We start from the raw sequence: 20,093 nt of genomic DNA, 5'->3' as shown, positions 1-20,093 counted from the left end.
GCTTCACACCGTCACCAGATCCTTGAGCTGCTCGAAGCGAGCCGCACCGATGCCGTCCACCTTGCGCAGGTCACTGACGGCCTTGAAGCCGCCCTGAGCGTCCCGCGCGTCGAGGATCCGCTGGGCCAGTACCGGTCCGACGCCGGGCAGCGTGTCGAGCTCGGCGAGGGTAGCGGTGTTGAGGTTGACCAGGCCGCCCACCGCCGGGCCGGTGCCACCCGCGGGCGCGGTAACAGCAGCCCCCGCCGGTAGCGCGACGCCGACCATGATGAGCTCGCCGTCGACGACCTTGCGGGCAAGGTTGAGCGGCGCTACGTCCACGCCGGGTTGAGCACCACCGGCGGCCCGCAGTGCATCGGCGACCCGTGCCCCCGGGGGCAGTTGCACGAGGCCGGGCTTGCGGACCTTGCCGCCGACGGCCACGACGACTTCCGGCGGCCCTGATGCCGCGGATCCGGGCCGGGTGGCGTTCGCCGCCAGACCGCCCGTTCCTGCCGGGCCGCCGTCGAGCGCCGGAGCCGTGGCGTTGATCGGGTTCGCCACCGGATCGACCTGGGGGCGTGAGCGCCAGGCGAGCACCGCTGCTGCGAGCACCACGACGAGCGCGACGGCGGCGAGCGCCTTGACGCCGCGCCGCCCCGGGTCGAAGAGACTCCACGGTGTGCCGGGACGGCTGTCGAAGGCCCCGGCACCGCTGAGCGCGGGCGTGCGATCAGGGTCCGGCGCGTCGGGTGCCGTCCAGGCAGGCCGGTACGCGAGGTCCACCGGCGGTTCTTCGCTCCCGAATCCGGCTGACGGCGGTGCCTGACCGGAGTGGTCACGGACGCGCAGGGACGGTTCGGGGGATGCGGTGTCGGATTCCACGGTGAAGGTGATGTCGTCGGGCCAGCCGGCGGCATCATGGGGCCATCCCGGAATGGCGTTCGACCACCCAGGAACGACATCGGCCCAATCCAGGGGTGAACCGCCCGGCACGGGCCAATCCCTTACCGACGACGAGGTCTGCGGTGGCCTGCCCGCTGTGGACGCGGAGAGCCGGACCGGCTGCGGCGTGGACAAGAAGGGCCGAGGAGCCGCGGAAGCGGGATGGAGAGCCGCCGGAGGGGAGGCCCACGGCGATGGCTCCGCAGGCGGAGCCAGGACGGACTCGAGCCTGGCGCGTACGGCCGCTTCGGGGTTGCTCTCCTGACGCACCCGGGCAACGTAGGCTTCGGCGGTGCTGAGCCGCGCCGCCGCCTGTGGACAACCGCGCATTGTGGACAACGGGAGCTTGATGACATCCGTACGGGAAACTGATCTGGCCGAGGCGATCGTGCGGCTGCGGGCCGCGGGCTGCGTGTTCGCCGAGGATGAGGCGGCGGTGATCGGTGAGGCCGCGGCCGATGCCGAGACGTTGTGGGAGATGGTGCGGCGGCGGGCCGACGGTGAGCCCCTGGAACAGGTCGTCGGGTATGCCGACTTCTGTGGGGTACGAGTCCGGCTCCGCCCCGGGGTGTTCGTCCCGCGCGTCCGCAGCGAGCTACTGGTCACCCTGGCGACCGCGGAGGCCGCCGGAAGAACCGGAGGAGAGGAGGTCCCGTGTGTCGTCGTCGACCTCTGCTGCGGCTCCGGTGCTCTCGGGATGGCTGTTCGTCATCGCGTGCCCGGGATCGACCTTCATGCCGCGGACAGTGACCCCGCCGCTGTCGCCTGCGCTCGAGACAACCTCGGCGGGAACGCCTACCAGGGTGATCTCTTCGAGGCGCTGCCGGAGCAGCTTCGCGGCCGGATCGACGTGCTGCTCGCCAATGTGCCCTATGTCGCTACCCGGCATATTCCGTTCCTTCCGGCCGAGGCGCGCCTGCACGAGCCGCACACGGCCCTGGACGGCGGCGAGGACGGGCTCGACGTTTTCCGGGCCGCTGTCGCCGAGGCCGGGGCGTGGCTGTCGCCCGGCGGGCTGTTGCTGTCCGAGATCACCACCGATCAGATCGCGCCGGCGACCGAGGCCGTGCGCGCGGCGGGCCTGCGTCCGGCGGTCCACTCCGACGACGACCTGGAAGCCACTGTCGTGACGGCCACCCGAGCGCATCGCGAGCCGTAGCGGGCGCTGGGCGGTGCGGGGCTGGCAGACATCACCCGCTGGTGCCGGGTTCACGGCAGATGGCGACCTGCCCGCGGTCCGTGGGCAGCATCTCGCGATGCGCCGACCTGCAATGCCGCATGCGGCCGTCGAGAGGGGCGTCCGCCGTGCGGCCGTCGAGCAAGGTCTCCGCCGTGCGGCCGTCGAGCAGGGTGTCCGCCGTGCGGCCGCGGCGGTGTCCGCCATGAGAGAGGGCGGCGAATCCGGTCGTGACAGCCGCCCGATCGAGGCGATAAGGTCGGCGCCCCACCGATACGCGGGGAGGGCACGAGCGCCGTGGGCTTGTTCCGGAGGGTTGCCCGGGCGCGTCTGGCCAGTCAGGTCATCAGGCGCTTGCGCCGGGCCGGCATGCGGGACGCTCGGTATCACTCCGCGTCCTTCTCGGTGCGGTTCACGCGTCCCGGGGATGACGAGCCGACCGTGCTGCGGCTCGACGAGGTGCGGCGGGGCCGGGTGGCTCAGTTCGTCGCCGCGCTGCTGCGTGCTCCCGGCCTTCCCGCCACCTGGGCGGAGGCTCGGCCGCTGCTGCGTCCCGTGCTGCGCGGCGCTACGCCCCCGGCCGATGTCTCCACGCCGTTGAGCCGTCCTGCGCTGCCTTTCCTGGCCGAGTACGTCGTGGTGGACCAGCCGGACACCATGACGTACGTCAACGCCGAGCACGGGTGGGGTGTCACCGACGACGAGGTCTTCGCGGCAGCCCGGGCGAACCTGTCCGGCGCCAAGCTGGTCGGGGTGGCCGACGAGCCGCTCGTCGTGCAGTTCGTCGACGACGGCGACTCGTACTGGACGTCGCACCTGCTGCTCGACGGCTGGCTCGCCGGGCTGGCCGAGCAGGTGGGTGGCCGTCCGGTCGCCTTCGCCCCGGAACGCGGCACGCTGCTGATCACGGCCGACGGCAGCGATCACCTTCCCGAGCTGTTCGCCCAGTCCGAGGCCGCTTTCCTGCACTCTCCGCGGGCGATCACCCCGATGGCGTACGTCTCGGACGAGCACGGCCGCACGGTGCCGTACGAGGCGGAGCCGGGCAGCCCGTACTGGATCTGCGTACGCCGCGCCGAGGCCGTCCTCGCGTCATGGGCGTACGCGCGCCAAGCGGAGCACCTGCCCCTCGCGGCCGAGTTGCTGATCACGGACGACGGGCGTACGCGGGCGGTGTGGCCGGAGAACGGGCCCGCGCTGCTCCCCGAGGCCGACGAGGTGCAGTACGGCGACACGGTGCGCCCCTGGGACGAGTTCAGCGGCCACCTGACCGCCCAGAACCTGCTCCCGGAGCGGTGGCGTGCAGAAGCCTGGCCCACCGAGCCCTGACCCCGCCCGTCGAACAAGAAAGGCAGAAAGAAAGAGCAGGCCGCTACCCCCGCCGGTGAACCACCACACCCGCCACTCCCGGACCGACATGCGCCGCCACCACCGCCCCGATCTCGGTGATGTAGCAGTCCCGCAACCGATCCCCCAGCCGCACCGACACCGCATCCGCCAGCGCCGCTGCCCGGTCCTCCGCCTCCAGGTGGTGCACCGCGATGTCCACCTCCCCGTCCCCCGAGGCTTCTACCGCCAGGTCCACCAGCCGCGCCAGCGCCCGCCCCGCCGTGCGGACCTTGTCCCGTACGACGATCGCCCCGTCCACCACGTGCAGGATCGGCTTGACCGACAGCGCGGTGCCGAGCAGGGCGGAGGCGGCACCGATGCGTCCGCCGCGTCGCAGGAACTCCAGCGTGTCCACGTAGAAGAGCGTGCTGATCCGCGTGGAGTGGTCGACAGCTGCCTGGCGTACCCCTTCGAGGGTTTCGTGGCGGCGCGATGCCGCGGCCGCGGCGAGCGCCGCGAAGCCCAGCCCCATGCCGGTCGTGCCGCTGTCCACGACCTGGACGCGCGGCCCGACCGCCGCCGCGGCCAGCGAGGCCGCGTCGTAGGTGCCGGAGAGCTTCGACGACAGGTGGATCGAAACGATGCCGTCGGCGCCCGCCTCCAGGAGGTTCCGGTACGCGTCCGCGAACTGCTCCGGAGCCGGCCGTGACGTGCTGACGGCCCAGCGGCGGCCGCTCAGCGCGCGGGCCACCTGAGCCGGGGAGATCTCCTTGCCTTCCAGGCCTTCGTCGCCGTTGATGACGACCGTGAGCGGTACGACGGTGAGGTCGTACGTCCCGTTCAACTCGGACGGCAGGTACGCGGTGGAGTCGGTGACAACCGCGACGGCCATGCGGGCACCGTAACGGATTGCCGCCTACTTCGCGCGGATCGCCGTCACGATGAACGGTGTTCCCTGCATACAGGTGGTCATCATGCCCGGTTCCGTGCGGCCGGTGACGGTCACCGTGGCGCCTTCCTCGGCGACCGCCTTGAGCTTGTCGTCGTTGAAGATCAGCAGGTGGTCGTCCACGAGCAGGCAGTTGGGCTCGACGCCGGCGGTGACCGTCCCGGAGATCGTGCCGGGCCCGGCAGACGGGACGGCGGAGGGAACCGCCGAAGAGGGAACGGCGGAGGGAACGGCCGAAGAGGGAACGGCGGAAGAGGCAGGTGCCGACGAAGGCTCGGAGCTGCCGTTGGCACATCCCGCCACGGACAGTGCCACCGCGGTGGTGGCGAGCAGGGTCATCCGTGTGAAGGTCATGGTGCCTTGGACGCTACCGGGACGCCGTTCCGTTCCACCGGTGGTCCGTCACACAGGCGGCGGGACAGGCCGGTCCGAGAACGGGCCGACGTTGTAGGCCGCCAGCTGCCACCCGCGCACGTCGTCGTGGGTGAGCTCGACCCAGTGGCAGTTCTGCAGCGCCCGCAGGGTTCGCAGCTGCTCGCGCGGCCAGCCGAGCAGGTGGCCGAGGCCTTGCCGAGCCGCGGCGCCGTGCGTGGCGACGACGACGGTCGCGCCGGCGGGCACGGACTCGGCCGCGCTCTGGAACGCGTCGGCGACCCGCTTGCCCAGGTCGTCCAGCGTCTCGACGCCGCCGCCGACCACGTCGGCGCCGGACTTCCAGCGGGCGTGCTCGTCGGGGCGGGTCTCGGCGACCTCGGCCATGGTGAGTCCCTGCCAGGCGCCGAAGTTGCGCTCGCGCAGGCGCTCGTCGTGCTTGACCGACAGGCCCGTCAGGGCGGCCAGGGCGGCCGCGGTGTCCACCGCGCGGCGCAGGTCGCTGGAGACCAGGGCGGCCGGCCGCAACCGGACGAGCAGCTCGGCGGCGTCGACGGCCTGCTGCTCGCCCAGGGCGTTCAGCGGTACGTCGGACTGCCCCTGGACGCGGTTGGCCGCGTTCCAGTCGGTGTTGCCGTGCCGCCAGACGATGAGGCGGGTCGTGGTCATGCGGCGCCGGTGGAGTCTGCCTCGACCATGTCGCGGTCGACGAACGGGATCGTCGGGCAGTCCTTCCACAGCTTGTCGAGGGCGTAGAACTCCCGCTCCTCGCTGTGCTGGATGTGGACGACCACGTCGACGTAGTCGAGGAGCACCCAGCGTCCCTGGCGCTCGCCCTCACGGCGGACCGGCTTGGCCTTCTCCGGCAGGTTGAGCAGCGCTTCCTCGACGGCGTCGACGATGGCGACGACCTGCCGCTCGTTGGAGGCCGACGCGATGACGAACGCGTCGGTGATGTAGAGCTGCTCGGCGACGTCGATGACGACGATGTCCTGCGCCTTCTTGTCCGCGGCGGCCTGCGCCGCCGTCAGCGCGAGCTCGCGGGCGCGGTCGGTGACGGGCACCGGTCTCCCCTCGTTCGGTTCCAGAGGTACTAAGCCTCTCACACGGGTGTGACAACCCGACACGGACAAACAGCCCGGAAGCGGTCATCAGTCACGATAGAGATGCCGCTTCGCGATGTACTGCACCACACCATCGGGTACGAGGTACCAGACGGGGTGACCTTTGGCCACGCGCTCCCGGCAGTCGCTCGACGAGATGGCCATCGCCGGCACCTCCACCAGCGTCACCGTGTCGGCCGGCAGGTGCGCGTCGGACAGCTCGAAGCCGGGCCGCGTGACCCCGACGAAGTGCGCCAGCGAGAGCATCTCGAGGGCGTCCTTCCACGACAGGATCCGGGCCAGCGCGTCGGCGCCCGTGATGAAGTAGAGCTCCGCCTCCGGCCCGTAGATCGCGTTCAGGTCGCGGAGGGTGTCGACGGTGTACGTGGGGCCGTCGCGGTCGATGTCGGCCCGGCTCACGTGGAAGCGCGGGTTGGAGGCGGTCGCGATGACGGTCATCAGGTAGCGGTCCTCGGCGGGGCTGACCGTACCCTTCTGCCAGGGTTGCCCGGTCGGCACGAACACCACCTCGTCCAGGTCGAAGCGGCTCTGCACCTCGCTCGCCGCCACGAGGTGACCGTGGTGGATCGGGTCGAAGGTGCCGCCCATGATGCCGATCCGTCGCCGCCGCCGCATCGGCGAATCCTAGGCGATGTCAGCCGTCGAGCCGCTTGCGGACCGCGGCCAGCAGGTCTTCGGAGGTGAAGGGCTTCTCGAGCAGGGCGACGCCCGGGTCGAGGGTGCCCTGCGAGGCGAGGACGGGCTGGGCGTACCCGGACATGTAGAGCACCCGCGTGTCGGGCCGGACCTCGGCGAGCCGCTCGGCCAGCTCCTTGCCCAGCATGCCGGGCATGACGACGTCGCTGACGAGCAGATCGATGTGGCCCTCGTGGAGCGCCGCGAGCCGCAGCGCCTCGGCGCCGCCGTCGGCCGTGAGCACGCGGTAGCCGGCCCCAGAGAGGATGCGCCCGGCCACCTCGCGCAGGGCCGCCTCGTCCTCCACCACGAGCAGCGTCTCGCCGTGCCCTCCGGTGTCCGCGGGCTCGACGGCCGGTTCGGGTTCCGCACCCTCCGCCTCGGACACGGGCAGCAGCACGGTGACCGTGGTGCCCAGCCCCGGCTCGGAGGTCAGGCTCACGCTCCCGCCGGCCTGCGTGACGATGCCGTACACCGTCGCCAGCCCCAGGCCGGTCGCCTCGTGGTTGGGCTTGGTCGTGAAGAACGGCTCGAAGGCCCGCTCGATGACGTCCGGCGCCATGCCCCGGCCGGAGTCGCTGACCCGCAGCCGTACGTAGTCACCGGCGGGCAGCTCCGCGTGCTCGCCGGGCGAGAGATGCGAGTGCGCCGTGTCGATCACCAGGTTGCCGCCCGAGGGCATCGCGTCCCGGGCGTTGACGGCGAGACTCACCAGCAGCTGCTCGATCTGACCGGGATCGCAGGTCACCGGCGGCAGGGCGGCGGCGGGGCGGGTGATGAGGGTGATGTGCTCGCCGATCGAGCGCCGCAGCAGCCCCTCGACGTCCGCGACGACCTCGTTGAGGTCCAGCACCTGCGGCCGGATCACCTCGCGCCGGGCGAACTTGAGCAGCTGGTGGGTGAGGCCCGTGCCGCGCTCCCCCGCCTTGATGACCTGGCGCGCGTCGGCCGCGATGGTGGCGACGTCCGGGGTCGGCGACTCCGCCTCCTCGATGACGAAGTTGGCGTAGTTGACGATCACGCCGAGCAGGTTGTTGAAGTCGTGCGCGATGCCGCCGGCGAGCTGCCCGAGCGCCTCGAGGCGCTGGCTGCGGTGGCTGTGGGCCTCCGCCTTGAGCTGATGCCGTTCCGTCACGTCGCGGACGACGGCCACGGCCACCCGGCCGCCGGGCACCCCCGCGACGGCGAGCGACGCCTCGGCCGGGAACTCGGAGCCGTCCCGGCGGCGGACCTGGAGCGCGACCGTACCCACCGGGCCCGGCGGGCGCTCCTTACCGCTGAGCTTGAGCTCGTCGGGGAAAGATTCGCGGGCACCGTCGGTGAGCAGCACGTGGGCGTGCTTGCCCAGCAGCTCGGCACGCGGCCACCCGAAGATCTCCTCGGCGCGGTCGTTGACGAGCACGATGCGGCCCTCGTCCATGACCACGATCGCGTCCGGGGCGGCCTGCAACAGGCCGCTGGACAGCTCCTCGGACCACTCCACCGCTCACCCCCGTACAGCGAAGGCTATCGGCTCTTACGAGAAGTAAGGGGCGAATCGCCTATCCCCGGGCCCGCAGCGCGCGGCGCACGTCGTCGTCGCCGTCGGTCACCACGCGGCGCACGATCGAGGAGATCCCGGGGTCGGCGAGCAGCTCCGCGGCCAGCTGCCGGGTCCGTTCGGCGATCACCACCGACGGGTACGCCGTGACGGCCACACGCTCCCCGCTCATGCCGGGACGGCGCTCGAGCATCGCCGGGATGTCGGAGAAGTAGCGCTCGGCGTACGGGGTGACCAGGTCGAGCTGCTCCGGCTGCCAGAAGCCCTGCGCGGTGGCGTCCAGGATGCGGTTGGAGGCGTCCGGGTCCTCGGTGATGAGCTGCCAGGCCCGCGCCTTGGCCCCGGCGTCCGGCAGCGCGGCCCGGCAGCGCGCCGCCCACTGCTCACCGGAGGCACTGCGATCCGCGGCGAGCTCGGCCTCGATCCGCTCCGGACCCGCGGCGCCCAGCACCACCAGGCGGTACAGGAGGAGCCAGCGCAGGTCCGCGTCGACGGCCACCCCGGCCGGCACGTTCTCGCCCTCCAGCCAGCCTGCCAGCCGTACCGTATCGATGCTGGCGCCGATCAGCCCCCGCACCCCGGCGAGCTGCAGCGAGCTGCCCGGCTCGGCGGCGGCGACCAGCCGGTCGCAGGCCTGCGCGACCAGCTCGAGAGCGGCCGGCCGGGTCTCCGGCGTCGGATAGCGGTCCACCAGGCCCCGCGTCATCCGCAGGACGTCCTCGACGACGGCCACCTCGCGCTCGGCCGGGAGCGCGGCCAGCACCAGCGTCACCAGCTCCGCCACCGGACGTTCGCCGTCGATGACGGCATCGAGCGTCGCCCCCCAGAGCAACGCCCGCGCCAGCGAGTCGTCCAGCAACGGCAAGATCAACGGTACGGCGTCAGCCGACGCGGGATCGAGGCGCACCTTCGCGTACGCGAGGTCGCCGTCGTTGACCAGCAACAGGTCGGCGGCGGGCTCACCGGCCAGCTCGGACACCACGGTACGACCACCGTCGGCGCGCGGGTCGACGTCCACCTCGACGAGCCGGCGCCGGGTCACCACCCCGTCGGCGCCGTGGTCGTAGAGGCCCAGGCAGAGCTTGTGCGGGCGCAGCGTCGGGTGCTCCTCGGGCGCGGTCTGCACGAGCACGACCTGCGCGTACCGGCCGTCACCGGTGCGCTCGACCTCGGCCCGCAGGGTGTTGAGCTGGGCGCGGCGCAGCCACAGCTCCGCCCAGGAGCTCAGGTCGGTGCCACTGGACCGGGAGACGGCGGCGAGCAGGTCGGCCAGGGTGGCGTTCCCGTACGCGTGCGCCGCGAAGTGATCGTTGAGCCCGGCCAGGAACGCCTTGTCCCCCACGTAGGCCACCAGCTGGCGGAGGACGGCGGCGCCCTTCGCGTACGAAATGCCGTCGAAGTTGAGCAGTGCCAGCGCGGTGTCGTCGACATCGCTCGGCGCCACGGGGTGCGTCGACGGGCGCTGGTCGGCGCGCATGCCCCAGGCCTTGCGCTGCATGGCGAACGACGTCCACGTCCCGGTGAAGCGGGTCGCCTCGGCCGTGATCCTGGTCCCGAGGTACTCGGCGAACGACTCGTTGAGCCACAGGTCGTCCCACCACGCCATGGTCACCAGGTCGCCGAACCACTGGTGAGCCATCTCGTGCGCGATCACCATCGCCCGCTGCTCACGCTCGGCGTCGGTGACCGCGGACCGGTAGATGAACTCGTCGCGGAAGACCACCAGGCCCGGGTTCTCCATCGCGCCGAAGTTGAACTCGGGCACGAACGCCTGCTGGTAGTGCCCGAAGGGATACCGGACGTCGAAGATCTCGTGGTAGCGGTCGAGGCACTGCTTGGTGACGGTGAACAGCTCGTCGGCCTGCTCGTCGAGGTGCTCGGCCAGCGCCTGCCGGCAGTAGAGGGCCAGCGGGATGCCGTCGTGCTCGTCCGTCCGCGCGTGGTACGGCCCCGCGATCAGCGAGACGAAGTACGTCGCCAGCGGCTTGGTCGGCGCGAACCGCCACCGCCCCGCGTCCACGGCACCGGCGCGCTCCCCGTTCGCCGCCACCAGCCAGCCCTCGGGCGCGGTGACGGTCAGCGTGACCGGCGCCTTGAGGTCCGGCTGGTCGAAGCAGGGGAAGATGCGGCGGGCGCCGTCGAGGAACATGTGCGCGTACAGGTAGGTCCGCTCGTCCGCGGGGTCGACGAAGCGGTGCAGCCCCTCACCGGTGTTCGAGTAGCGCATTTCACCCTCGACCACCAGCTCGTTGTCGGCGGCCAGGCCGGTCAGTGTCAGCCGCTCGGCGGCGAGGGCGGACGGGTCCAGCGCGGTGCCGTTGAGCGTGGCGGACAGCAGCGTGACGGGCTCCAGCTCGACGAAGGTTTCGCTGCCGGGCTCGGCACCGAAGGTGAGCACCGTACGGGAACGGAACGTGTCACCGCCGCCGGTGAGGTCGAGCGCGATGTCGTATCCGGTGACGGTGACGGTGACGGCCCGGGCGTTCGCCTCGGCGCGGGTCAAGCTAGGCATGTCGACCATCATGCCTGTTACCCGGCGTCCGCTGGGGTCAGCGGGTCGTGAGCGCCAGGGACTTCTCGAAGCAGACGCTGTACGGGTTGCCCACGTACTCGCCGTACACGGGGATCGGGGTGTACCCCGCGGACCGGTAGAGGGCGATGGCCGCGGGCAGGTACGTACCGGTCTCCAGGCGCAGCACCGGCCGTCCCGCCGCGAGCGCCTCCTCCTCCAGCGCCACGACCAGCTGCCGCGCGATGCCGCGGCCCCGGAACGCGGGGCGGACGTACATGCGCTTCAGCTCGGCCACGCCCGGCTCGAGAGCCTGCCACGCCCCGCAGGCAACGGCCCGGCCGTCGACAACCGCGACGAGGTACGAGACGTCGTCGTGCATCGGGTAGACCACACCGTCCTGCCCGCCGTCGGCCTCGGCCAGCTCACGCTGCTGTGCGACGAGCAACGTGGCCAGCTCGGGGTCCGCCAGGGTGCGGGATTCGATGATCACCCCGCCACCCTAGGCGCCGTTCGTTTCCGCCTGGTTGCTGGCATCTGGACGGGAGTCGTCCAGGTCCTCATCGTCGGTGACCAGGACCGGCTTGGCCGCCATGGAGACGGTGGAGACGGTGCCGTCCTCGCTCATGTGCAGCAGTTCGTCGTCCGAGCGGATCCGGCGGGCCTTACGGGCCGCCAGGCGCTGGGCGGCGGTGGCGCGGTGCGAATCGTCCTCGAGGCGGGCGTCGGTGCCGCGCGGGCCCGAGACGTACTCGCCGGCGTTGGGCTGCCAGTCGAACTCGCGGTCGGCGATGCGGACCGGGTCGCCCGGCTGGGCGCCCTGCTTCGCCAGCGCCGCCTCCACGCCGATGCGCTCCAGCCGGTCGGCGAGGAAGCCGATCGCCTCGTCGTTGTCGAAGTTGGTCTGGCGGATCCAGCGCTCGACCTGGATGCCGCGGACGACGTACACGCCCTCGGCGTCCTTCTCGATCGTGAAGCCCTTCTCGTCGACCGCGCGCGGCCGGACCACGGGCCGGGTCGGCTCGACCACCGGGGCGGCGAGGCGGTGGGCGGCGACGGCCTCGGCCAGGGCGTACGTGAACTCCTTGAGCCCCTCGCGGGTGACCGCGCTGACCTCGAAGACGCGGTAGCCGCGCGCCTCCAGGTCGGGGCGGACCATCTCGGCCAGGTCGCGGCCGTCCGGGATGTCGATCTTGTTGAGGACCACCATGCGGGGCCGGTCCTCCAGCCCCCCGTACGCGGCCAGCTCCGCCTCGATGGCCTCCAGGTCGGCGATCGGGTCGCGCTCGATCTCCAGCGCCGCCGAGTCGAGGACATGGACCAGCACCGAGGTGCGCTCGATGTGCCGCAGGAACTCCAGGCCCAGCCCCTTGCCGGTGGCGGCGCCCGGGATGAGCCCCGGCACGTCCGCGACCGTGAAGGTCTGGTCGCCGGCCTGCACCACGCCCAGGTTCGGCACCAGGGTGGTGAACGGGTAGTCGGCGATCTTCGGCTTGGCCGCGGAGATGACCGAGATCAGCGAGGACTTGCCGGCCGACGGGAAGCCCACCAGGCCGACGTCGGCGACGCTCTTGAGCTCCAGGACCACGTCGAGGTGGTCGCCGGGCTCGCCCAGCTCCGCGAAGCCGGGCACCTTGCGGCGGGTGTTGGCCAGCGAGGCGTTGCCGCGCCCGCCCCGGCCGCCGCGCGCTACCTCGAAGGTGGTGCCGGCGCCGATCAGGTCGGCGATGACCTCGCCGTCGAGGGTCTGCACGACCGTGCCGTCCGGCACCTTGAGCACGAGGTCGCCGCCGTTGGCACCGTCGCGGTTGTCGCCCATGCCGCCGACGCCGTTCTGCGCCTTGACGTGGGGGCGGAAGTGGAAGTCGAGCAGCGTGTGCTGCTGCGGGTCGACGACGAGGGTGATGCCGCCCCCGTGGCCGCCGTTACCGCCGTCGGGCCCGCCGAGCGGCTTGAACTTCTCCCGGCGTACGGAGACGCAGCCGTGCCCGCCGTCACCTGCCTGCAGGTGCAGCACGACCCGGTCGACGAACATAGCCACTTCGGTACTCCCACTGCTTGATGGAACACAGACAGCGGGCCGCGGACCCCGGAAGGTCCACGGCCCGCTGAGACGCTGCGTGAGCGACCGTGTTACTCGGCCGCAACCGGCACGATGCTGACCGTCTTGCGGCCACGCTTGTGCCCGAACAGCACGTTGCCCGCGGCGAGCGCGAACAGCGTGTCGTCACCACCGCGGCCGACCAGGTCGCCCGGGTGGAACTTCGTGCCGCGCTGGCGGACGATGATCTCGCCGGCGTTGACCAGCTGGCCGCCGAACCGCTTCACCCCGAGCCGCTGAGCGGCGGAGTCACGGCCGTTCCGCGAGCTGGAAGCACCCTTTTTGTGAGCCATGGCGGTTCGCCCCTACTTCCCGCTGGAGATGCCGGTCACCTTGACGCGGGTCAGCGGCTGGCGGTGCCCCTGGCGCTTGTGGTAGCCGGTCTTGTTCTTGAACTTGTGGATCCGGATCTTCGGTCCCTTGGTGTGCTCGGCGATCTCGCCGGACACCGTCACCTTGGCAAGCTTGGCCGCATCGGTCACCAGGTTGTCACCGTCGACGAGGAGGACCGCGGCGAGCGTCAGCGAGTCGCCGGGCACACCCGCGAGCTTCTCGACCTCGATCACGTCGCCCTCGGCAACCTTGTACTGCTTGCCGCCGGTCTTGACGATCGCGTACATGGGACGCGGACTCCCTGAGACTTACGCAGCGGAACGTCGCTGCTTGGCGGATGGAACTCGGTCCCGGCGCCGCATTGCTCTCAGAGCCACTATTACCCTCAGACACGCTGCGCACAGGAACATGGCGCCTGGAAAAGCGCCGACAGATAGCGTACTTCATCGCACGGGTGCGACCCAAACCGGGGAGACGCTCAGGCGGTGCCGCAGGCCTTGGCCAGCGTCTCCTGCAGTCCCCCCAGTTTCGCGGGGTCAAGTTTACGCACGTCACCCTTGAGCGCCGAGACCTGCTTGCTCATGGCGGTGAGCGCCTCCTTCAGCTCCGGCTCGGAGGCGAGCTTCGCCATGTCGGCGAGCGCGAAGGAGTAGTTCTCGACGTCCCGGCTGGTCTTCTCCTTGGCCTTCGCCACCGCGTCCCGGTCCTGCGCCGACTCCGCGTCGATGAGCAGTTTGAGGTCCTGGGCGAAGTTCCTGGCGGCGTCGCCGCCGGTCTTGGCGGCCTGGCTGCAGATCGCCCCGGTGTTCCCCCTGAGCGCGGCGTCACCCGCCCCGGCATCGGTCGAACCGGCCGGGGCCGGACCGCCGCTCACGCCGGGCGTGGGGAGGACCGGGGCGGCCGTGGCCGGGGTGGCGGTGTCGGCCGTCTTGTCGGTCGAACAGGCACCGAGCAGGAGGGCACCGCTCAGGGCGGTCAGGCAGAGCAGGCGTCGCATGGTCAGGGAGGGTAGCCGACATCGATCACGGGACATGGAGCGGGCGGCCCCAGCAGGCATAACCTGCCGGGACCGCCCGCTTCGTGCGCTTTCTCAGGGCCTGGTGCGCCGCCGGGAGCCGCCACGGCGCGAGCGTCGCCGGCTGCCGGCTCCGGCCCCGACCGGCTCGTCGTCGTCCTCGTCGTCGTCGGCTGCGTCCGGGTCGTCCGCCCCGGTCAGCTGCAGCGACTCCGCCGGGTACGACGACCCGGTCTCGTACCGGGACAGGTCGTAGCCGCTGATGTCGTAGTCGTCATCGTCGTCGTTCGCGGGGACCGCGACAGCCGCCGGGGTGATGACACCCGAGCCCTGCGGCGTGACGACCCCGGAGACGGTCGGGGGCAGCCCGGCCGTGTCCGCGGCCGGGTCCTCCACCGGGTGCTCCACGGGCTGCTCGGGCGCAGCCTGCGGCTCGGCCGGGGCCTGCTCGCCCCCGCCACCACGGCGGCGCCGGGACTTGGCGGGCGGCGCCGGTGCCTCCGTACGCGCCGCCGCCGCGACGGCCTTGACCTGGGTGGCCGCGCCGGACGAGCGCTTCTCCGGCACCGGCTCGGTGTGGATGACCACGCCGCGGCCCTTGCAGTGCTCGCACGTCTCGCTGAACGCCTCGAGCAGGCCCGCGCCGATCCGCTTGCGGGTCATCTGCACCAGGCCCAGCGAGGTGATCTCGGTGACCTGGTGCTTGGTCCGGTCCCGGCCCAGGCACTCGGTCAGCCGGCGCAGCACCAGCTCGCGGTTGCTCTCCAGCACCATGTCGATGAAGTCGATCACCACGATGCCGCCTAGGTCCCGCAGGCGCAGCTGCCGCACGATCTCCTCGGCGGCCTCGAGGTTGTTACGGGTGACCGTCTCCTCGAGGTTGCCGCCGGCACCGGTGTACTTGCCGGTGTTGACGTCGACCACGGTCATCGCCTCGGTCCGGTCGATCACCAGGTGGCCGCCGGAGGGCAGGAACACCTTCTTGTCGAGGCCCTTGAGGATCTGCTCGTCGATGCGCTTCTCGGCGAAGACGTCGGCGCTGCCGGTGTGCCGGTGCAGCCGCTCGACCAGGTCCGGCGAGACCGACTCGAGGTAGTTCTCGATCTCCCCGTACGCCTGGTCGCCCTGCACGATCAGCTCGCGGAAGTCCTCGTTGAAGAGGTCGCGGACCACGCGGATGACCAGGTCGGGCTCCTCCGAGAGCGGGCGCGGCGCGTTGCCCTCGGCGGCCTTGGCCTGGATGTCCTCCCACTGCGCCTGCAGCCGCTTGACGTCGCGGGCCAGCTCGTCCTCGCTGGCGCCCTCGGCGGCGGTCCGCACGATCACGCCCGCGCCGTCCGGCACCAGCTTCTTCAGGACGTCGCGCAGCCGCTTGCGCTCGTTGTCGGGCAGCTTGCGGCTGATGCCCGAGGCGTTGCCGTTGGGCACGTAGACCAGGTGCCGGCCGGAGAGGGCGATGTGGCTGCTCAGCCGGGCGCCCTTGTGCCCGATCGGGTCCTTGGTGACCTGGACCAGCACCGAGTCGCCGGAGCGCAGCGCCTGCTCGATCGAGCGGGCCCGGCCCTCCAGCCCGGTGGCGTCCCAGTTGACCTCGCCGGCGTAGAGCACGGCGTTGCGGCCGCGGCCCACGTCGACGAACGCCGCCTCCATGCTGGGCAGCACGTTCTGCACCTTGCCCAGGTAGACGTTGCCGACCATGGTCCCGGACGTGGTCCGCGACACGTAGTGCTCGACCAGGATGCCGTCCTCGAGCACCGCGATCTGGATCCGGTCGGGCTTCTGGCGTACGACCATGACCCGGTCGACGGCCTCACGGCGGGCCAGGAACTCGGACTCGCTCAGGATCGGCGGCCGGGTACGCCGCTGCTCCCGCCCGTCGCGCCGGCGCTGTCGCTTGGCCTCCAGGCGGGTGGAGCCGGAGACGCCCTGCACCTCGTCGCTGCGGCGCGGCTCGCGCACCCGCACGACGGTGTGCACGCCGTCCTCGACACCGCCGGTCTCGGCGTCCCCCGACCCCTTGCGACGCCGCCGCCGGCGCCGGCGGGTGACCCCGTCGCCCTCGTCGGCCTCCTCGTCGTCGCCCTCGGCCTCGGCCTCGGCGGCCTCCTCGGCATCACCGGTGCCGGCCTCGGGAGAGTCGTCGCCCTCGTCGGACGGCCCCTTGCCCCTGCCGCGGCCCCGGCGTCCCCGCCGGCGACGGCGGCGCGCGCCAGCGTCGTCCTCGTCGAGGTCGTCCTCGGCGCCGTCCTCGACGTCGTCCGCGGTCTCGTCGGCCTCCTCGAGCACGGGCTGCTCGGCGATCTCGGCGGCGGGGGCCTCGTCGGCCTCCACGGCGGCACCCCGGCGGCGGCGACGGCTCTTGCGCGGCCCCTCGGCCGGCTCCTCGGCGGCGGGCACCGGCTCGGCCGGCGTCTCGGCGACCTCGGCGACGGGCTCGGCAGGTGCCACGGCCGCGGCACCCCGGCGGCTGCGGCGCGGTGCCGGGGCGGGCTCGGCGTCGGGCTCCGGAGGCATGAACAGTACGGCGGGAGGCAGCGCGGCCTTGCGCGCCCGGCGCCGCGTGGTGGGCGCCTCCTCCACGAAGTCGTCGTCGAGCGGCAGCACACCGATCACCGGCGCGCCGGCGGCGACATCCTCGGCCTCTTCCTCGTCCGCAGCCTCAGCGACGACCGGGGCGGGGGCCGGGGCCGGCTCCACGGGAGCGGCGGCCGGGGCGGCCTTCTTGCGGGCCCGGCTGCGCGTGGCCTTCACCGGGGCGGCGGGCGCATCGTCGCCGGCCGGGCTCTCCCCGGCAGCGACCGGGTCGGCAGTGACCGAGTCGGCGGCGGCCGGCTCGGCGGCGGGCTCCACGGCAGCGGCCGCCGGGGCGGCCTTCTTGCGGGCCCGGCTGCGCGTCGCCTTCACCGGGGCGGCGGGCGCATCGGCGGCTGCGGCCGCGTCGCTCGCGTTCGCAGCCTCGTCGGCCGCGCCGGGCTCGGCACCCGGCGCATCCACCGGCACGGCAGCCGGTGCGGTGGCCTTGCGACGCGGGGCCCTCGTACGACGCGCGGGTGTAGTGGTCTCGGCGGTTTCGGCGGTCGGAGGTGTGGTGGCCTCGTCCCGTTCACCGCCCTGTGGCTCGTTATCGAGCATGGGGCGCTCTCCAGTTCTGGCGGCCCCGGGCGCGGGTGAGCGCTGCCACGCAGGGTCGCCGCAAGTTTTTCGGGTCCCGTCCTTCGTCGGACGGGCTTCCGAAGTCTGCCAACGCGGGCACCGGCCGAACCGGCTAGCGCCCTCCGATGGGTGCGTCCTCGCGATCCGCGTCCAACGGATCGACGATCTCCCCCTGCGAGGTGAGCGAGCCCTGGGCCAGCCGGGTCACCCGAGGGGGCACCGGCGGCTCCAGGCCGGCCACCACGCGCAGGCCGGACATGACGTCATCGGGCCGAACGGCGGGAGTGACCTGCCGCACGACAAGGTCGATTATCGCACACCGTGCCGCCGCGGCCCCGGAAGGTGCGCCAGACTCCTTGCTGACAGCGAAGGACGCAACTGCATTTCGGGCGTCGAACGAGCGCCGCCCCTGCTTCGTCATGCGCTCGACCAGGACCTCGTCGGCGGCGAGAAAGGCTTCGACGGCCTTCTCCGCAACCTCCGGGTCGACGTCGGGCAGCTCGATCCGCCAGCGGGAGGCGTCGATCCGGTCGGCCAGGCTGCCGTCGCCGGCGACGACCGCGTCGAGCACGTCCAGGCCGGGCGAGAGCGCCGCGTCCAGCGCCGCGACCAGCGCGGCCGGGTCGACCTCGGCCTGCAGGCCGATCTCCAGGTATTCCGCCTCGCTGCCGACGCCGGTCGGCGCGGCGCTCGCGTACGAGATCTTGGGGTGCGGGGTGAAGCCCTGCGAGAAGGCGATCGGTACGCCGGCGCGCCGCAGAGCCCGCTCGAAGGCGCGCGCGAAGTCACGGTGCGACGTGAAGCGCAACGGTCCGCGTTTCGCGTACCGAAGCCGGATGCGCTGCACGACCGGGGCTTGACCGCCCGCGGGCTGGTTCTTGGGGGGAATGTCGGACTCTCCTAGACGGGGACCCGCAGGTGGGGGCCTTCAGTCGAATTTTGGGCGGCGGGCGGGGCGGTTGGATGGTTCACCGGGGTCAGGGGAAGAAGCTTCTTGCCGGTGGGCCCGATCTGGATCTCGGTGTCCATCGCCGGGCAGACGCCGCAGTCGAAACACGGCGTCCAGCGGCAGTCGTCCTGCTCGTACTCGCTGAGGGAGTCCTGCCAGTCCTGCCAGAGCCAGTCCTTGTCGAGGCCGGAGTCCAGGTGGTCCCAGGGCAGCACCTCGAGCTGGTCCCGCTCACGGGTGGTGTACCAGTCCAGGTCGACACCGAAGCCGGGGAGGACCTCCGCGCACGCCTCGACCCAGCGGGCGTACGAGAAGTGCTCGGACCAGCCGTCGAAACGCCCGCCCTTGTCCCAGACTCGCCGGATGACCTTGCCGACCCGGCGGTCGCCCCGCGAGAGCAGGCCCTCGATCAGCGACGGCTCGCCGTCGTGGTAGCGGTAGCCGATCGCGCGGCCCAGCGACCGGTCGCTGTTGATCTCCTGCTTGAGCAGCTTGAGGCGGTTGTCGATGACCTCGGGGCGCTCCATCGCCGCCCACTGGAACGGAGTGTGCGGCTTGGGCACGAACCCGCCGATCGACACCGTGCAGCGGATGTCCTTGGTGCCCGCGGCGGCCCGGCCGGCCCGGATCACCTCGTGCGCCATGTGCGCGATCTCGAGCACGTCCTCGTCGGTCTCGGTGGGCAGGCCGCACATGAAGTAGAGCTTCACCTGCCGCCACCCGTTGGAGTACGCGGTCACGACCGTACGGATCAGGTCTTCCTTGGTCACCATCTTGTTGATGACCTTGCGGATCCGCTCGGAGCCGCCCTCGGGCGCGAACGTCAGGCCGGTGCGGCGCCCGTTGCGGGACAGCTCCTGGGCCAGGTCGATGTTGAACGCGTCCACCCGGGTCGACGGCAGCGACAGCGACACGTTGGTGTCCGCGTACTGCTGGGCGAGGCCGGAGCACATGTCGCCGATCTCGGAGTGGTCGGCGCTGGAGAGCGAGAGCAGGCCCACCTCGGAGAAGCCGGAGAACTCCAGCCCCTCCTTCACCATCTGGCCCACCGTGGTGATCGACCGCTCCCGCACCGGGCGCGTGATCATGCCGGCCTGGCAGAACCGGCAGCCCCGGGTGCACCCGCGGAAGATCTCGACCGCGTACCGCTCGTGGACCGTCTCGGCGAGCGGGACCAGCGGCTTCTTCGGGTACGGCCAGGCGTCGAGGTCCATGGTCGTGCGCTTGGCCACCCGGAACGGCACGTCCGGACGGTTCGGCACGACGCGCTGGATCCGGCCGTCCGGCAGGTAGTCGACGTCGTAGAAGCGCGGGACGTAGATGCTCTCCGTGCGCGCCAGGCGCAGCAGCAGCTCGTCGCGGCCGCCGGGGCGTCCCTCGGCCTTCCACTGCCGGATGATGCCGGTGATCTCGAGGACCGCCTCCTCGCCGTCGCCCAGCACCGCGGCGTCGATGAAGTCGGCGATCGGCTCGGGGTTGAACGAGGCGTGGCCGCCGGCCAGCACGATCGGGTCGTCCTCGCCGCGGTCGGCGCTGTCCAGCGGGATGCCGGCCAGGTCGAGGGCGGAGAGCATGTTGGTGTAGCCGAGCTCGGTGGCGAACGACAGCCCGAGCACGTCGAAGGCGCGGACCGGGCGGTGGGCGTCGACCGTGAACTGCGGGACGCCGTTCTCCTTCATCAGCGCCTCGAGGTCGGGCCAGACCGCGTACGTCCGCTCGGCCAGCACGTCGGGCTGCTCGTTGAGCACCTCGTACAGGATCTGCACGCCCTGGTTGGGCAGGCCCACCTCGTAGGCGTCCGGATACATCAGCGCCCACCGGACGGTGGTGGCGTCCCAGTCCTTGACGACGGCGCCGAGCTCGCCGCCCACGTACTGGATCGGCTTGCTGACCCGAGGCAGCAGCTGCTCGAGCTGCGGGAAGACCGAAGAGACGCTCATGGG

Annotated in this window: 18 protein-coding genes; 2 read left to right on the top strand and 16 right to left on the bottom strand. The window is 72.0% G+C overall.

What is annotated here, in order from left to right; translation table 11 throughout:
- Positions 1-3 precede the first annotated feature (3 nt).
- Positions 4-765, bottom strand: a complete 762-nt coding sequence (locus tag ACIBO8_RS05600) for a helix-hairpin-helix domain-containing protein (RefSeq protein ID WP_396113938.1) — start codon at positions 763-765, stop codon at positions 4-6.
- Positions 766-1,273: 508 nt separating this feature from the next.
- Between ACIBO8_RS05600 and ACIBO8_RS05595 the strand changes: the two genes are divergently transcribed.
- Both ACIBO8_RS05595 and ACIBO8_RS05590 read left to right on the top strand, forming a co-directional pair.
- Positions 1,274-2,083, top strand: coding sequence for a putative protein N(5)-glutamine methyltransferase (locus ACIBO8_RS05595; protein WP_396113937.1), 810 nt, complete (start codon positions 1,274-1,276; stop codon positions 2,081-2,083).
- A 387-nt stretch (positions 2,084-2,470) separates the two neighbouring features.
- A complete protein-coding gene (locus tag ACIBO8_RS05590) occupies positions 2,471-3,430 on the top strand; it encodes a hypothetical protein (RefSeq protein WP_396113936.1) in 960 nt (319 codons plus the stop codon).
- Positions 3,431-3,473: 43 nt separating this feature from the next.
- Here ACIBO8_RS05590 and ACIBO8_RS05585 read toward each other — a convergent pair whose 3' ends face one another.
- From ACIBO8_RS05585 to ACIBO8_RS05515, 15 genes are all read right to left on the bottom strand, one after another.
- The gene (locus ACIBO8_RS05585; RefSeq protein WP_396113935.1) at positions 3,474-4,322 is read right to left on the bottom strand and encodes a DegV family protein; all 849 of its coding nucleotides are present in this window, start codon (positions 4,320-4,322) and stop codon (positions 3,474-3,476) included.
- Between the two features lie 24 nt (positions 4,323-4,346).
- Positions 4,347-4,733 (bottom strand): hypothetical protein, encoded by a 387-nt coding sequence (locus tag ACIBO8_RS05580; RefSeq protein ID WP_396113934.1) that lies wholly within the window; start codon positions 4,731-4,733, stop codon positions 4,347-4,349.
- A gap of 48 nt (positions 4,734-4,781) precedes the next feature.
- Positions 4,782-5,420, bottom strand: a complete 639-nt coding sequence (locus ACIBO8_RS05575) for a histidine phosphatase family protein (RefSeq protein WP_396113933.1) — start codon at positions 5,418-5,420, stop codon at positions 4,782-4,784.
- Positions 5,417-5,815, bottom strand: a complete 399-nt coding sequence (gene rsfS / locus ACIBO8_RS05570; RefSeq protein WP_396113932.1) for a ribosome silencing factor — start codon at positions 5,813-5,815, stop codon at positions 5,417-5,419. Before rsfS ends, ACIBO8_RS05575 begins: the two co-directional genes overlap by 4 nt.
- A gap of 87 nt (positions 5,816-5,902) precedes the next feature.
- Positions 5,903-6,490 (bottom strand): nicotinate-nucleotide adenylyltransferase, encoded by a 588-nt coding sequence (gene nadD, locus ACIBO8_RS05565; protein ID WP_396113931.1) that lies wholly within the window; start codon positions 6,488-6,490, stop codon positions 5,903-5,905.
- 19 nt (positions 6,491-6,509) lie between these two features.
- Entirely contained in the window at positions 6,510-8,033 is a 1,524-nt protein-coding gene (locus ACIBO8_RS05560; protein WP_396113930.1) for an ATP-binding protein, read from the bottom strand.
- 58 nt (positions 8,034-8,091) lie between these two features.
- On the bottom strand, positions 8,092-10,602 hold the full coding sequence (gene pepN / locus ACIBO8_RS05555; RefSeq protein ID WP_396113929.1) for an aminopeptidase N: 2,511 nt from the start codon (positions 10,600-10,602) through the stop codon (positions 8,092-8,094).
- Positions 10,603-10,639: 37 nt separating this feature from the next.
- Positions 10,640-11,092, bottom strand: a complete 453-nt coding sequence (locus ACIBO8_RS05550) for a GNAT family N-acetyltransferase (RefSeq protein ID WP_396113928.1) — start codon at positions 11,090-11,092, stop codon at positions 10,640-10,642.
- A 9-nt stretch (positions 11,093-11,101) separates the two neighbouring features.
- Positions 11,102-12,640 carry a GTPase ObgE gene (gene obgE, locus ACIBO8_RS05545; RefSeq protein ID WP_396113927.1) on the bottom strand — a complete coding sequence of 513 codons (1,539 nt, stop codon included), beginning with the start codon at positions 12,638-12,640 and terminating at the stop codon, positions 11,102-11,104.
- 92 nt (positions 12,641-12,732) lie between these two features.
- Positions 12,733-12,993, bottom strand: coding sequence for a 50S ribosomal protein L27 (rpmA, locus tag ACIBO8_RS05540; protein WP_189207236.1), 261 nt, complete (start codon positions 12,991-12,993; stop codon positions 12,733-12,735).
- A 12-nt stretch (positions 12,994-13,005) separates the two neighbouring features.
- A complete protein-coding gene (rplU, locus tag ACIBO8_RS05535) occupies positions 13,006-13,320 on the bottom strand; it encodes a 50S ribosomal protein L21 (RefSeq protein WP_189207237.1) in 315 nt (104 codons plus the stop codon).
- Positions 13,321-13,511: 191 nt separating this feature from the next.
- Entirely contained in the window at positions 13,512-14,030 is a 519-nt protein-coding gene (locus tag ACIBO8_RS05530) for a hypothetical protein (RefSeq protein ID WP_396113926.1), read from the bottom strand.
- Positions 14,031-14,123: 93 nt separating this feature from the next.
- Positions 14,124-17,180, bottom strand: a complete 3,057-nt coding sequence (locus ACIBO8_RS05525) for an Rne/Rng family ribonuclease (RefSeq protein ID WP_396113925.1) — start codon at positions 17,178-17,180, stop codon at positions 14,124-14,126.
- A gap of 133 nt (positions 17,181-17,313) precedes the next feature.
- The gene (locus ACIBO8_RS05520) at positions 17,314-18,048 is read right to left on the bottom strand and encodes a TIGR03936 family radical SAM-associated protein (protein WP_396113924.1); all 735 of its coding nucleotides are present in this window, start codon (positions 18,046-18,048) and stop codon (positions 17,314-17,316) included.
- Positions 18,049-18,101: 53 nt separating this feature from the next.
- Positions 18,102-20,090: a TIGR03960 family B12-binding radical SAM protein gene (locus ACIBO8_RS05515; RefSeq protein WP_396113923.1), complete on the bottom strand. Its 1,989-nt coding sequence runs from the start codon at positions 20,088-20,090 to the stop codon at positions 18,102-18,104.
- Positions 20,091-20,093: the final 3 nt, after the last annotated feature.

The organism is Actinoplanes sp. NPDC049681, from assembly GCF_044465265.1.
GTDB lineage: Bacteria > Actinomycetota > Actinomycetes > Mycobacteriales > Micromonosporaceae > Actinoplanes.
This window is presented reverse-complemented; position numbering and strand designations above follow the sequence as displayed.